This is a genomic window from Curtobacterium pusillum, from assembly GCF_007673235.1.
GTDB classification, from domain to species: Bacteria; Actinomycetota; Actinomycetes; order Actinomycetales; family Microbacteriaceae; genus Curtobacterium; species Curtobacterium pusillum_C.
Window position 1 is genome coordinate 270,751 of the sequence record NZ_VDZH01000001.1, and the last position, 13,627, is coordinate 284,377.

Consider the following 13,627-nt stretch of genomic DNA (forward strand, 5'->3'; position numbering starts at 1 on the left):
CCTTTAATGCCGTCCGGTGAGGCGGGGAAGGAGGTCGGCGTGGGAACCAGAACGGTTCTGCAGCACCCCGACATCACGCGTGCTCTGACACGCATCGCGCACGAGATCCTCGAGGCCAACCACGGCGCCTCGGACCTCGTGCTCCTGGGCATCCCGACACGGGGTGCCGTCCTGGCCGAGCGGCTCGACCGCATCCTGTCGGACATCGAACCCGAGTGGACGAGCGAACCCGCGGACGCGTCGACGCCCGGCCCGTCGCACCGCGTCGGCACGCTCGACGTCACGATGCACCGTGACGACCTCGGGCACGGCATCGGGCGGGCACCGCACCGGACGACCATCCCCGCGAGCGGCATCGACGGCAGGGTCGTCGTGCTCGTCGACGACGTCCTGTACTCCGGCCGCACGGTCCGGGCGGCGCTCGACGCGCTGCAGGGGATCGGCCGCCCGCGTGCGGTCCGGCTCGCGGTCCTGGTCGACCGCGGGCACCGCGAGCTCCCGATCCGTGCAGACCACGTCGGCAAGAACCTGCCGACGGCGTCCGACGAGCGGGTCACGCTCCGCCTGACCGAGACCGACGGCACCGACGAGGTCGTCATCGAACAGAGCGAGACGCAGCGCGACGGGGGGATCGCGTGAAGCACCTCCTCTCCACCGCCGATCTCTCCCGCGCCGAGGCGATCCACATCCTCGACGTCGCCGAGGAGATGGCCGAGGTCAACACCCGCGAGGTCCGCAAGCTCCCGGCACTCCGCGGCAAGACGGTCGTGAACCTCTTCTTCGAGGACTCCACGCGCACCCGGATCTCGTTCGAGGCCGCCGCGAAGCGACTCTCCGCCGACGTCCTGAACTTCGCCGCGAAGGGCTCGAGCGTCTCGAAGGGCGAATCCCTCAAGGACACCGTGCAGACCCTCGGCGCCATGGGCATCGACGGCATCGTCATGCGGCACGGCGCGTCCGGGGCGCCCCGCGTCCTCGCCGACGCCGACTGGATCGACGTCCCCGTGGTCAACGCGGGCGACGGCACGCACGAGCACCCCACGCAGGCGCTGCTCGACGCGTTCACGATGCGCCGTCGCCTGCACGGTGCCGGCAGCCGCGGCCAGGGCCTCGACGGCGTGCGCGTGCTCATCGTCGGCGACGTCCTGCACAGCCGCGTCGCACGGAGCAACGCGTGGCTCCTCCGGACCCTCGGCGCGAACGTGACGTTCGCCGCGCCGCCGACGCTGCTGCCCGCGACCACGACGCCGTTCGGGGCCGCGGTGCACCACGACCTCGACGTCGCCCTCGCCGAGGACCCGGACGTCGTGATGACGCTCCGCATCCAGCAGGAGCGGATGAACGACGCCTTCTTCCCGAACCCGCGGGAGTACACCCGGCACTGGGGGCTCACGGCGAGTCGATTCGCTCGGCTGGACGAGCGCACCCTGATCATGCACCCCGGTCCGATGAACCGCGGCCTCGAGATCGCCGGCGTCGCCGCCGACGACCCGCGCTCGACGGTCGTCGAGCAGGTCGAGAACGGCGTGTCGGTCCGGATGGCCGTGCTCTACCTGGCCCTCACCGGGTCCGAACCGAACGCAGCAACGAAGGAGACCGTCGCATGACCGCCCACCTCATCCGCGGCGCGCAGCTGGTCGACGGCACGCGTGCCGACATCCGTCTGGAGGCGCGGCGCATCACCGCGGTCGGGTCCGGTCTCGACGCGGCCGGCGCCACGGTCGTCGACGCGGACGGGCTGATCGCCCTGCCCGGTCTCGTGGACCTCCACACCCACCTGCGCGAGCCCGGCTTCGAGGAGTCGGAGACGGTGCTCACCGGCTCGCGTGCCGCGGCCGCCGGCGGCTTCACCGCCGTGAACGCGATGGCGAACTCGTCGCCGGTGGCCGACACGGCCGGCGTCGTCGAGCAGGTGCAGGCGCTCGGTGACGACGCCGGGTACGTCACGGTCCGCCCGATCGGCGCGGTCTCGCAGGGACTGCAGGGGACGCACCTGTCCGAGATCGGTGCGATGGCGACGAGCCGGGCGAGGGTCCGGGTGTTCTCGGACGACGGCTCGTGCGTGTCCGACCCGCTCCTGATGCGTCGGGCGCTCGAGTACATCAAGGGCTTCGGCGGCGTGCTCGCGCAGCACGCGCAGGAGCCGAGGCTGACGATCGGCGCGCAGATGAACGAGGGCCGTCTGTCGTCGGAGCTCGGGCTCGCGGGTTGGCCGGCCGTCGCGGAAGAGGCGATCATCGCCCGCGACGTGCTGCTCGCCGACCACGTCGGAGCACGACTGCACGTCTGCCACGTCTCGACCGCCGGCAGCGTCGAGGTGATCCGCTGGGCGAAGTCCCGCGGCATCGACGTCACGGCCGAGGTCACCCCGCACCACCTCGTCCTGACCGAGGACCTCATCGCCGGACACGACGGCGCCCCGGGGTACGACGCCCGCTACAAGGTCAACCCGCCGCTGCGCTCCCGCGAGGACGTCGACGCGCTCCGGGCCGCCCTGGCCGACGGCACGATCGACATCGTCGCGACGGACCACGCCCCGCACACCGCCGAGGCGAAGTGCTGCGAGTGGCCGGCGGCGGCGAACGGCATGGTCGGCCTCGAGTCGGCGCTGAGCGTGGTGCACGCGGCCGTGGTCGACAGCGGCCAGCTCGACTGGGCCGACGTCGCCCGCGTGCTGTCCGAGGCGCCCGCGCGGATCGGGCAGGTCGAGGGCCACGGGCAGCGCATCGCCGAGGGCGCCCCCGCCGAGATCACGCTCTACGACCCGTCGGTGCGCCGGGAGTTCGCGGTCACCGACCTCGCCGGCCAGTCGCAGAACTCGCCGTACCTCGGCATGCAGCTGCCCGGCCGCGTCGTCGCGACCTTCCACCACGGGTACCCCACGGTCCTGGCGGGGGAACTCGTCGACGCCGAGACGATCGCCGGGCACGCCCGCGCGACCCGGACGGCGGCGACCGCATGAGCGGTGATGCGCTGCGCTGGCTCGAAGGCGGGATCATCCTCGCCCTCGTCGTCGCGCTGTTCGTCGCCATGGCGCGCACCTGGCGGACGCGGGCCAGGAAGCAGGCGGAAGCCGTGCCTCCAGTCGGTGTCCCGGCCGACCTGTCACCGGCGGCCGGTGCGTGGGACGGGTTCACCGTCGCGACGACCCGCGCCGATCAGCCGCTCGAACGGATCACGGCGGGCGGTCTCGGCTTCCGGGGCCGCGGCGGCGTGACCGTCCACGACACCGGCGTGGTGCTGCACCACGCCGGCACCCCCGACCGGTGGATCGCAGCCGACGCCGTCCGTGGCGCCGACCGCGCCACGTGGGCCATCGACCGTGTGGTCGAGCCCGGGGGACTGGTCCGTCTGCGATGGACGGCGACCGGCGCCGCAGGTGCGACGGACCTCGACACCTACTTCCGGTTCCCGGAGGGCGACGCAGCAGCGCTCGTCGCCCTGCAGGGACTGTCGACGAAGCACGAACACCCGCACACCGCGGGCGAAGGGACGAACTGATGACACGCGAACGGGCCGTACTGGTCCTCGAGGACGGCACCCGGTACGACGGCTGGGCCTACGGCGCCCGCGGGCGCACGCTCGGCGAGGTGGTCTTCGCGACCGGCATGACCGGGTACCAGGAGACGCTCACCGACCCCTCGTACGCCGGGCAGATCGTGGTGCAGACCGCGCCGCACATCGGCAACACGGGTGTGAACGACGAGGACCCCGAGTCCCGTCGCATCTGGGTCGCCGGCTACGTCGTGCGCGACCCCAGCCGCGTCGTGTCGAACCACCGTGCGAACGCGTCGCTCGACGAGCACCTCGTGCGTGACGGCATCGTCGGCATCTCCGGCATCGACACCCGGGCGCTCACCCGCCGGATCCGCGACGCCGGCGCCATGAAGGGCGGCCTGTTCAGCGGTGCCGACGCGGCGCTGTCCGAGTCGGAGCAGCTGGACGCGGTCCGCGGGCAGGCGACGATGGCGGGCGCGAGCTTCTCGTCGATCGTGTCGACACCCGAGACCTACGTGGTCCCCGCGGTCGGCGAGCAGATCGGCCGGCTGGCCGTGCTCGACCTCGGCGTGAAGGCCTCCACCACGCGCTACCTCGCCCAGCGCGGCTTCGAGGTGCACGTCGTGCCGCAGGACATCACCGCGGCTTCGCTGGAGGAGCTCGCGCCGGACGCGCTGTTCTACTCGAACGGCCCCGGTGACCCCGCGGCATCCGACGCCCAGGTCGAGCTGCTGCAGGCGAGCCTGAAGACCGGACGCCCGTTCTTCGGCATCTGCTTCGGCAACCAGCTGCTCGGCCGTGCGCTCGGCTTCGGCACCTACAAGCTGCCGTTCGGGCACCGCGGCATCAACCAGCCGGTGCTCGACACGACCACGGGCAAGGTCGAGATCACGAGCCAGAACCACGGCTTCGCGGTCGACGCGCCCCTCGGCGAGGTCCTCGAGTCGCCGGCCGGCTTCGGTCGCGTCGAGGTCTCGCACTACTCCCTGAACGACAACGTCGTCGAGGGCCTCCGCGCGCTCGACGTGCCCGCGTTCAGCGTGCAGTACCACCCGGAGGCGGCGGCCGGTCCGCACGACTCCATGTACCTCTTCGATCGGTTCGCGGACCTGGTGCGCGCGCGTCGTGACGGGGAGCCGCTCGACGCGGCCACCGCCGACGCCACGACCCCCGCAGCAGACATCACCAAGGAAGCGAACTGATGCCCAAGCGCGCAGACATCAACTCCGTCCTCGTCATCGGCTCCGGCCCGATCGTCATCGGTCAGGCCGCCGAGTTCGACTACTCCGGTACCCAGGCGTGCCGCGTCCTCCGTGCCGAGGGCGTCCGCGTGATCCTCGTCAACCCGAACCCGGCGACGATCATGACCGACCCGGACTTCGCCGACGCGACCTACATCGAGCCGATCACGAGCGCGTCGCTCGAGGAGATCATCAAGATCGAGCAGCCGGACGCCGTGCTGCCGACCCTCGGTGGCCAGACCGCCCTGAACGCCGCGATCAAGCTCGACGCCGAGGGCATCCTCGACAAGTACGGCGTGGAGCTCATCGGCGCGAAGGTCGACGCCATCCAGCGCGGCGAGGACCGCCAGCTCTTCAAGGAGCTCGTCCTCGAGTCCGGCGCCGACGTGGCCCGCAGCCACATCGCGCACACGCTGGAAGAGGCGAAGGAGTTCGCGAAGGACCTCGGCTACCCGCTCGTCGTCCGCCCGTCCTTCACCATGGGCGGTCTCGGTTCCGGCTTCGCCTACAACGAGGAAGAACTCGTCCGCTTCGTCGGTGACGGGCTGCAGTCCAGCCCCACGACCGAGGTCCTGCTCGAGGAGTCCATCCTCGGGTGGAAGGAGTACGAGCTCGAGCTGATGCGGGACAACTACGACAACACCGTCGTGATCTGCTCCATCGAGAACGTCGACCCCGTCGGCGTCCACACGGGCGACTCGATCACCGTCGCCCCCGCGCTGACGCTGACCGACCGCGAGTACCAGAACATGCGGAACATCGGCATCGACATCATCCGTCGCGTCGGCGTGGACACCGGCGGCTGCAACATCCAGTTCGCCGTCGACCCGTCGAACGGCCGCGTCATCGTCATCGAGATGAACCCGCGTGTGTCCCGCTCGTCCGCGCTCGCGTCGAAGGCGACGGGCTTCCCGATCGCCAAGATCGCCGCGAAGCTCGCCATCGGGTACCGCCTCGACGAGATCGAGAACGACATCACCCGCGTCACCCCGGCGAGCTTCGAGCCGACGCTGGACTACGTGGTCGTGAAGACCCCGCGCTTCGCGTTCGAGAAGTTCCCGGCGGCCGACGCCACCCTCACCACGACGATGAAGAGCGTCGGCGAGGCCATGGCGATCGGGCGCAACTACGCCACGGCGCTGCAGAAGTCGCTCCGATCGCTCGAGAAGCGCGGCTCGTCGTTCCACTGGGACACCCCGGCGGCCGAGCTCGACAAGGACGCCCTGCTGCAGAAGTCGACGATCCCGACCGACGGCCGCATCGTCACGGTGCAGCAGGCGCTCGTCGCCGGTGCCACCGCGGAGGAGGTCTTCGAGGCCACCAAGATCGACCCCTGGTTCATCGACCAGATCGTCCTCATCAACGAGGTCGCGGAGGAGGTCCGGAACGCCGAGACCCTCGACGCGGACACCCTGCGCTGGGCGAAGGAGCACGGCTTCAGCGACGTCCAGATCGCCAGCTTGCGGGGGATCACCGAGCAGGAGGCCCGTGACGCCCGCCACGCCCTCGGCATCCGACCGGTGTTCAAGACCGTCGACACCTGCGCCGGCGAGTTCCCGGCCCTGACGCCGTACCACTACTCGTCGTACGACGCCGAGACCGAGGTCGCACCCAGCGACCGCAAGAAGGTCGTCATCCTCGGCTCCGGCCCGAACCGCATCGGGCAGGGCGTCGAGTTCGACTACTCCTGCGTGCACGCGTCCTTCGCGCTGAGCGACGCCGGGTTCGAGACGATCATGATCAACTGCAACCCGGAGACGGTCTCGACCGACTACGACACCTCCGACCGCCTGTACTTCGAGCCGCTGACCACCGAGGACGTCCTCGAGGTCATCGAGGCCGAGGCGGCGTCCGGCGAGCTCGTCGGCGTCGTCGTGCAGCTCGGCGGCCAGACGGCCCTCGGGCTCGCGAAGCCGCTCGAGGCCGCGGGCATCCCGATCCTCGGCACCTCGCCGACGGCCATCGACTCCGCCGAGGAGCGCGGGCAGTTCTCCGCGATCCTCGACGAAGCGGGCCTGCTCGCACCGCGGAACGGCACGGCGCACGACCTCGCCAGCGCGACCGCGGTGGCCGAGGAGATCGGCTACCCGGTCCTCGTCCGCCCGTCTTTCGTGCTCGGCGGCCGCGGCATGGAGATCGTCTACGACTCCGCGACCCTCGCCGACTACTTCGACCGGATGGCCGACCAGGCGATCATCGGCCCGGACCTCCCGCTGCTCGTCGACCGCTTCCTGGACGACGCGGTGGAGATCGACGTCGACGCGCTCTACGACGGCGAGCGGCTCTACATCGGCGGCATCATGGAGCACCTGGAGGAGGCCGGCATCCACTCCGGCGACTCCGCCTGCACCCTGCCGCCGGTCGGCCTCGGCCGCGCCGAGATCCAGGGCGTCGTCGACGCGACCGAGAAGATCGCGCGCGGCATCGGCGTCCAGGGGCTGCTCAACGTGCAGTTCGCCATCGGCGCGGGCGTGCTCTACGTGCTCGAGGCGAACCCGCGCGCCAGCCGCACGGTCCCGTTCGTCTCGAAGGCGCTCGGCATCCCGCTCGCAAAGGCCGCGGCCCGCCTGATGACCGGCACCACCATCGACGCGCTCGTCACCGAGGGCCTCCTGCCCGCCCGTGACGGCGCCTTCGTGCCGATGCAGTCGCCGATCGCCGTGAAGGAGGCCGTCCTGCCCTTCCGCCGCTTCCGCACCCGCGAGGGTCAGGTCGTCGACTCGGTGCTCAGCCCCGAGATGCGCTCCACCGGCGAGGTCATGGGCATCGACCGCGACTTCCCGCGCGCGTTCCTCAAGTCGCAGGAGGCCGCGTACGGCGGACTCCCGACGAGCGGCACCGTGTTCGTGAGCGTCGCCGACACCGACAAGCGCCAGGTCGTCCTGCCGGTGCACCGGCTGCAGCAGCTCGGCTTCACGATCACCGCGACCGAGGGCACCGCCGAAGTGCTCCGTCGCAACGGCATCGAGGTCACGATCGTCGGCAAGTACAGCGAGGGCGGTGAGAGCGTCGTCGACCTGCTGGCCCGCAACGAGGTCGACATCGTCATCAACACACCGTCGGGTGCCGCCGGTCGTGCGGACGGGTACGAGATCCGTGCGGCGACGGTCGCGGCGGACAAGCCGCTGTTCACGACGATCGCGCAGCTCGGGGCCGCGGTCGCGGCGATCGAGACGATCGGGTCGCCGCACAGCGTGCGGAGCCTGCAGGACTACGCGCTCGAGCGCGCGACCTGGTGAGCACCACGACCCTGACTGGAGGCCCGGCCTCCTTCGGCGTCCGGCTCGCGTCCGCCATCGGGTCGCGTTCCGCCCTCTGCGTCGGCATCGATCCCCACGCCGCCACCCTGGCGGCGTGGGGGCTCGGCCGCGACGAGCAGGGCCTGACCGCGTTCGGCGCGACCCTGGTCGACGCGGCCGCCGGCCGCGCCGCGGTCGTGAAGCCGCAGATCGCCTTCTTCGAGGCGGCGGGGGTCGCAGGTTACCGAGCGCTCGACGCGACGATCCGTCGGGCACGCGATGCGGGCCTCCTGGTCGTCGCCGACGTCAAGCGGGGCGACATCGGCTCGACGGGGGACGACTACGCGCTCGCGTGGCTGGACCGCGACGGGCCGTTCGCGGCCGACGCGATGACGGTCTCCCCGTACCTCGGGTACGGCTCCCTCGCGGGGACGGTCGAGGTCGCGCGCCGGAACGGTGCCGGCGTCTTCGTGCTGGCCGCGACGAGCAACCCGGAGGCCCGCGTGCTGCAGACCGCCGTGCTCGCCGAGGGACCTCGTTCGGGGCGGAGCGTCGCGGCCGGTATCGTCTTGGACGTGGCAGACGACAACCGGGCCGGCGGCGACCAGCCCCTCGGGGACGTCGGGCTCGTGCTCGGCGCCACCCTCGACCTCGACGACTTCGGCATCGACGCGGACACCATCGGCACGTCGCCGATCCTCGCTCCGGGTTTCGGTGCCCAGGGTGCCCGCATCGAGGACCTCCGTGCGCTGTACGGCGCGCGAGCGGAGCAGGTGCTCGTGAGCGAGTCCCGCGGCCTGCTCTCCGACGGACCCGACGGCGTGGCGGCCCTCGTCGCCGACCGCGCCGACCGCATCCGCGCCGCGCTGGGGGCGGCCGCATGACGTCGGACCGCGACGACCTCCCCGCCCACCGGAACCCGCCGGAGGTCGACCGTGTCGCCGCTGCGGCGGCCGCGGTGGCGGCACGACGCGCCCGGGCCGCGGTGAAGGCCGCCGTCGCCTCGGGGGAGCGGTCGGCGCTCGACGTCGCCCGCACCGCGTGGTCGGACGCCGAGGCCCCGGCGGAGAAGTCCCTGCGGGTCCGCGACCTGCTGACGAGCCTGCCCGGCATCGGTCCCGCGCGGGCCGAGTCGATCATGGGGGACCTGCGGATCGCGCCGTCGAAGCGCCTCGGCGGCCTCGGCACCCGGCAGCGTTCGGAGCTCGCCGAGTGGCTCGCGGCCCGCGGTCGGAAGCGCGGTTCCTCGAAGCTCGTCGTCCTCGCCGGGCCCACCGCGGTCGGCAAGGGCACCGTGAGCGCGTACATCCGGGAGCAGTACCCCGACGTCAACCTCAGCGTCTCGGCGACCACCCGCAAGCCCCGCCCGGGCGAGGTCGACGGGGTGCACTACTACTTCGTGGACGACGCCGAGTTCGATCGGATGGTCCGCGACCGCGAGCTGCTCGAGTGGGCGACGGTGCACAACTCGTACCGGTACGGCACACCCCGCCCGCCGATCGACCGCGCGCTGGACGCCGGCGACAAGGTGATGCTCGAGATCGACCTGCAGGGCGCCCGGCAGGTGCGCGACGCCATGCCAGAGGCCGTCCTCGTCTTCCTGCTGCCCCCGTCGTGGGAGGAACTCGTCCGCCGACTGATCGGTCGTGGCACCGAATCGGCCGAGGAGCAGGCCCGCCGGCTCGACACCGCGAAGGTCGAACTCGCCGCCCAGGACGAGTTCGACGTGCGCATCGTGAACTCCGATGTCGGCACTGCGGCACGCGAGGTCGTAGACTTGTTCACTGCGCCCTAGCCGGGCGCGCCTGCGCCCCGCCGGGTGCGACCGATCTTTCCGTCGACAGGAGACACCATGGCCAACCCCCAGGGCATCATCGACCCGCCCATCGACGACCTGCTCGCCAAGGTGGAGTCGAAGTACGCGCTCGTCATCTTCGCCTCGAAGCGCGCGCGGCAGATCAACGACTACTACGCCGACCTGCACGAGGGCTCGCTCTTCGACAACGTCGGCCCGCTCGTCGACTCGACGATCGACGACAAGCCGCTGTCCGTCGCTCTGCACGAGATCAACGAGGACAAGCTCACCGTCACCAAGCAGCAGCAGCCCGCCGACTGATCGCGGTGACGAGCAGCAACCTGCGCCTCTTCACGTCCGAGTCGGTGACCGAGGGGCACCCCGACAAGATCTGCGACCAGATCTCGGACACGATCCTCGACGCACTGCTCGCGGTCGACCCGCACGCGCGCGTCGCCGTCGAGACGATGGTCACGACCGGCCTGGTGCACGTCGCCGGTGAGGTCACGACCTCCGGCTACGTCGAGATCCCGAAGCTGGTCCGTGACGTCATCACGGGCATCGGGTACAACTCGTCCGAGGTCTCCTTCGACGGCCGCACCTGCGGCGTCGAGGTCTCCATCGGTGCGCAGTCGCCCGACATCGCCCAGGGTGTCGACGAGTCCCTCGACGCGCGCTCCGGTGCCGGCGTGGACCCGCTCGACCGGCAGGGTGCAGGCGACCAGGGCATCATGTTCGGCTTCGCGACGAACGAGACCCCCGAGTACATGCCGGTGGCGATCTGGCTCGCGCACCGCCTGGCCGAGCGGCTGGCAGAGGTCCGCAAGTCGGGCGAGCTGACGTTCCTCCGCCCGGACGGGAAGACCCAGGTCACGGTCGGGTACGACGGCGTCGTGCCGAAGACCGTCGAGACCGTGGTGCTCTCCACGCAGCACGCGCCGTCCGTCACGCTCGACGAGCTCACCGCCGCCATCACCGAGCACGTGATCCGCCCGGTCCTCGACCAGGTGGACCTCGACTCGTCGCACGTCGACGTCATCGTGAACCCGACCGGCCGGTTCGAGATCGGTGGCCCCCAGGGCGACGCCGGACTCACCGGGCGCAAGGTCATCGTCGACACGTACGGCGGTGCCTCCAGGCACGGCGGCGGTGCGTTCAGCGGCAAGGACCCGTCGAAGGTCGACCGCTCGGCCGCGTACGCCCTGCGCTGGGTCGCGAAGAACGCGGTCGCCGCGGGTCTCGCCGACCGTCTCGAGGTGCAGGTCGCGTACGCGATCGGCCGTGCGAAGCCGGTCGGACTGTACGTCGAGTCGTTCGGCACCGGTCACGTGGACGACGCCACGATCGAGGCCGCGATCCTGCAGGTCTTCGACCTCCGTCCGGCCGCGATCATCCGCGACCTCGACCTGCTCCGTCCGATCTACGCGCAGACCGCGACGTACGGGCACTTCGGCCGCGAGCTCCCCGGGTTCACCTGGGAGCAGCTCGATCGCGTCGAGGAACTCCGCGCCGCCGCAGGACTCGTCGCCGCAGCCGTCTGAGCCACCGCGTGACCACCGTCGCGCGCGTCGTCCTCGACTCGCCGCTCCCGCAGTTGGACCGTCTGTTCGACTACCGGGTGCCGGACGGGCTCGAGGACGACTGCGTGCCGGGGGTCCGCGTCAAGGTCCCGCTCCGGACGGGTGCACGGATGTCCGACGCCTACGTCGTCGAGCTCGTCGACCAGGGTGACTACCCCGGGGAACTCAGCGACATCGAGACGGTGGTCTCCCCGGTGCCGGTGCTCGCCCCGGAGATCTGGACGCTCGCCCGCGCCGTGGCCGACCGGGCCGCCGGAGTCGCGTCGGACGTCCTCCGGCTCGCCGTCCCGACGCGCCAGGTCCGTGCCGAGAAGGCCTGGCTGGCCCGTGACACGTCGTGGTCGCCACCGGTGGTCGAGGCCCCGTCCGTCACCGGCTACGCCGACGGCGTCCTGGAGGCACTGCTCGCCGACCACGGTCGCGCTGCGGTCGCCGCCGTCCCCCACCCGGTCGCGCTCGGTGACGCCGACGCGCCGGTCTGGGTCCCGGGGTGGGCCGCGACGCTCGCCCAGGCAGCAGCGCACACCGTCGCCGCCGAGCAGTCCGCCGTCATCGCCGTGCCGGACTTCCGCGACGTCACCGACCTCGAACGGGCGCTGCTGGCGGTGCTGCCCGCCGAACGGGTGGTGCGGTTCGACGCCAAGCAGACGAACGGGCAGCGCGCCAAGGCCCTGCTCCAGGCACGGACCCACGCGGTCGTCGCGATCGGCAACCGGACCGCGATGTACGCGCCGGCGACCGAGCTCGGCCTCATCGCGATGTGGGACGACGGGGATGCCTCGTTCATCGAGCCGCGTGCCCCGTACGTGCACACCCGGGACGTCGCCCTCGTCCGGGCTGCACAGTCCGGTGCAGCGCTGCTGTTCCTGTCGCACGCCCGGAGCACCGACGTGCAACGGCTGGTCGAGCTGCACTGGCTGCAGGACGTCACGCCGTACCGGGTGAAGACACCAAAGGTGATCCCCACCGTCCAGCAGACCGGTGCGGAGGGCTACGCCGCCCAGGCCCGCATCCCGAGCTCCGCGTGGCGCGCCGCGCGCGAGGCCAGCCAGCACGGCGCGGTCCTGGTGCAGGTCGCGAGCCCGGGGTTCGGCACCGGACTGGTGTGCGCCGAGTGCGGCGAGCGGGCGCACTGTCGGATCTGCGGCGGGCCGCTCGGCAGTCCGCACCGGGGGGCGACGCCGCAGTGCCGGTTCTGCGGCGCACTCGCGGTCGGGTTCCGCTGCCCGACGTGCGGCAACGGCACCGTGAAGCCCGTCGGCCAGGGAGCCCAGCGCACCGCGGACGAGCTCGGGCGCGCCTTCCCGGGGACGCGGATCGTGGCCGCCGACGGCTCACGGCCCCTCGACGAGGTCCCGGACCGACCGTCGGTCGTCGTCGCGACGCGCGGGGCCGAGCCGAGCGTGCCCGGGGGGTACGCCTGCGTCCTGCTGCTCGACGGGGAACGCATGCTCGCCCGCGAGGGGCTCCGCGTGCAGGAGGACGTCCTGCGCTTCTGGACGAACGCCGCTGCGAAGGGTGCACCAGGGGCCGAGGCCTACCTCGTCGGCATCGGCGGCAAGCTCGCGACGGCCCTGGCGCTCTGGCGACTCGACGGGCCCGCGCACGACGAACTCGTCGATCGGCGCGAACTGCACTTCCCACCGGCGGTCCGGGTCGCGACGTTGAGCGGTACGGACGAGGCCGTGACGGCCGCGGTCGAGGCGCTCGAGGGGCTCACCGCCGGCGCAGTGCTCGGACCCGTGCCGGTCGAGGACGACGCGCTCCCGGGGACCGTCCGCGCGATCGTGCGCTTCCCGTACGCGCACGGCGCCGAGGTCGCGGCGACGCTCAAGGCCGAGGTGATCCGGCGGTCGTCGACCCGTCGGGTGCTGCCGGGCGGGAACCGACGTCGTGCGGCGCCGGCGCTCCGGGTGCGGCTCGACGACGCGGAGCCCTTCAGCGAGGTCTGACCCGGCCGGCCGTGCACCCGTGTCCGCGGGGGCGAGGCGGACCCGCACCGTGCCTCCAGGCCGCCCGTCGCGCCGCGCGCCGCCTGCGCGCCGTCCGTCCGCCGACCCGGAACGACGAGTCCGAGGTCGTACGACATCGGCGATGTCGCTCCGGCGCGTCCGCGAATGCGCGCGTGCGCAACCACCGACGAGTCCGACGTTGTACGACGTCGGCGATGTCGTACCGAGTCGACCGTCGCTGCCAGACGCGACCTGTGCCAGGCTGGACGACGGCGGTCACGAGCCGCCACGGACACACATCACGCACGACGAGGTGACGCGG

General features: G+C 71.9%; 11 protein-coding genes. All 11 read left to right on the forward strand.

The genetic code is table 11. From position 1 onward, the window contains the following. Positions 1–6 precede the first annotated feature (6 nt). From pyrR to FS532_RS01300, 11 genes are read left to right on the forward strand one after another with little or no spacing between them, the layout of a single operon-like run. On the forward strand, positions 7–639 hold the full coding sequence (gene pyrR, locus FS532_RS01250) for a bifunctional pyr operon transcriptional regulator/uracil phosphoribosyltransferase PyrR (protein WP_144749627.1): 633 nt from the start codon (positions 7–9) through the stop codon (positions 637–639). Next, a complete protein-coding gene (locus FS532_RS01255) occupies positions 636–1,607 on the forward strand; it encodes an aspartate carbamoyltransferase catalytic subunit (protein ID WP_144749629.1) in 972 nt (323 codons plus the stop codon). The genes pyrR and FS532_RS01255 overlap by 4 nt, the downstream gene beginning before the upstream one ends. After that, positions 1,604–2,962: a dihydroorotase gene (locus tag FS532_RS01260; RefSeq protein WP_144749631.1), complete on the forward strand. Its 1,359-nt coding sequence runs from the start codon at positions 1,604–1,606 to the stop codon at positions 2,960–2,962. The genes FS532_RS01255 and FS532_RS01260 overlap by 4 nt, the downstream gene beginning before the upstream one ends. Further along, a complete protein-coding gene (locus FS532_RS01265) occupies positions 2,959–3,501 on the forward strand; it encodes a PH-like domain-containing protein (RefSeq protein ID WP_097178993.1) in 543 nt (180 codons plus the stop codon). The genes FS532_RS01260 and FS532_RS01265 overlap by 4 nt, the downstream gene beginning before the upstream one ends. Further along, positions 3,501–4,700 carry a glutamine-hydrolyzing carbamoyl-phosphate synthase small subunit gene (gene carA / locus FS532_RS01270; protein ID WP_144749632.1) on the forward strand — a complete coding sequence of 400 codons (1,200 nt, stop codon included), beginning with the start codon at positions 3,501–3,503 and terminating at the stop codon, positions 4,698–4,700. The genes FS532_RS01265 and carA overlap by 1 nt, the downstream gene beginning before the upstream one ends. Continuing rightward, a complete protein-coding gene (carB, locus tag FS532_RS01275) occupies positions 4,700–7,978 on the forward strand; it encodes a carbamoyl-phosphate synthase large subunit (protein ID WP_144749634.1) in 3,279 nt (1,092 codons plus the stop codon). Before carA ends, carB begins: the two co-directional genes overlap by 1 nt. Continuing rightward, positions 7,975–8,862 (forward strand): orotidine-5'-phosphate decarboxylase, encoded by an 888-nt coding sequence (pyrF, locus tag FS532_RS01280; RefSeq protein ID WP_260852484.1) that lies wholly within the window; start codon positions 7,975–7,977, stop codon positions 8,860–8,862. Before carB ends, pyrF begins: the two co-directional genes overlap by 4 nt. After that, positions 8,859–9,773, forward strand: coding sequence for a guanylate kinase (gene gmk, locus FS532_RS01285; RefSeq protein ID WP_144749636.1), 915 nt, complete (start codon positions 8,859–8,861; stop codon positions 9,771–9,773). The genes pyrF and gmk overlap by 4 nt, the downstream gene beginning before the upstream one ends. A gap of 57 nt (positions 9,774–9,830) precedes the next feature. Further along, positions 9,831–10,094, forward strand: coding sequence for a DNA-directed RNA polymerase subunit omega (gene rpoZ, locus FS532_RS01290; protein WP_071249552.1), 264 nt, complete (start codon positions 9,831–9,833; stop codon positions 10,092–10,094). Between the two features lie 5 nt (positions 10,095–10,099). Next, a complete protein-coding gene (metK, locus tag FS532_RS01295) occupies positions 10,100–11,314 on the forward strand; it encodes a methionine adenosyltransferase (protein ID WP_144749638.1) in 1,215 nt (404 codons plus the stop codon). Between the two features lie 8 nt (positions 11,315–11,322). Further along, entirely contained in the window at positions 11,323–13,305 is a 1,983-nt protein-coding gene (locus FS532_RS01300; RefSeq protein WP_144749640.1) for a primosomal protein N', read from the forward strand. Positions 13,306–13,627: the final 322 nt, after the last annotated feature.

Excerpts from the sequence above, each read along its gene's own strand:
- pyrR (WP_144749627.1), top strand. The coding sequence starts at position 7 with ATGCCGTCCGGTGAGGCGGGGAAGGAGGTCGGCGTGGGAACCAGAACG.
- FS532_RS01260 (WP_144749631.1), top strand. The coding sequence starts at position 1,604 with ATGACCGCCCACCTCATCCGCGGCGCGCAGCTGGTCGACGGCACGCGT.
- FS532_RS01265 (WP_097178993.1), top strand. The coding sequence starts at position 2,959 with ATGAGCGGTGATGCGCTGCGCTGGCTCGAAGGCGGGATCATCCTCGCC.
- carA (WP_144749632.1), top strand. The coding sequence starts at position 3,501 with ATGACACGCGAACGGGCCGTACTGGTCCTCGAGGACGGCACCCGGTAC.
- carB (WP_144749634.1), top strand. The coding sequence starts at position 4,700 with ATGCCCAAGCGCGCAGACATCAACTCCGTCCTCGTCATCGGCTCCGGC.
- gmk (WP_144749636.1), top strand. The coding sequence starts at position 8,859 with ATGACGTCGGACCGCGACGACCTCCCCGCCCACCGGAACCCGCCGGAG.
- rpoZ (WP_071249552.1), top strand. The coding sequence starts at position 9,831 with ATGGCCAACCCCCAGGGCATCATCGACCCGCCCATCGACGACCTGCTC.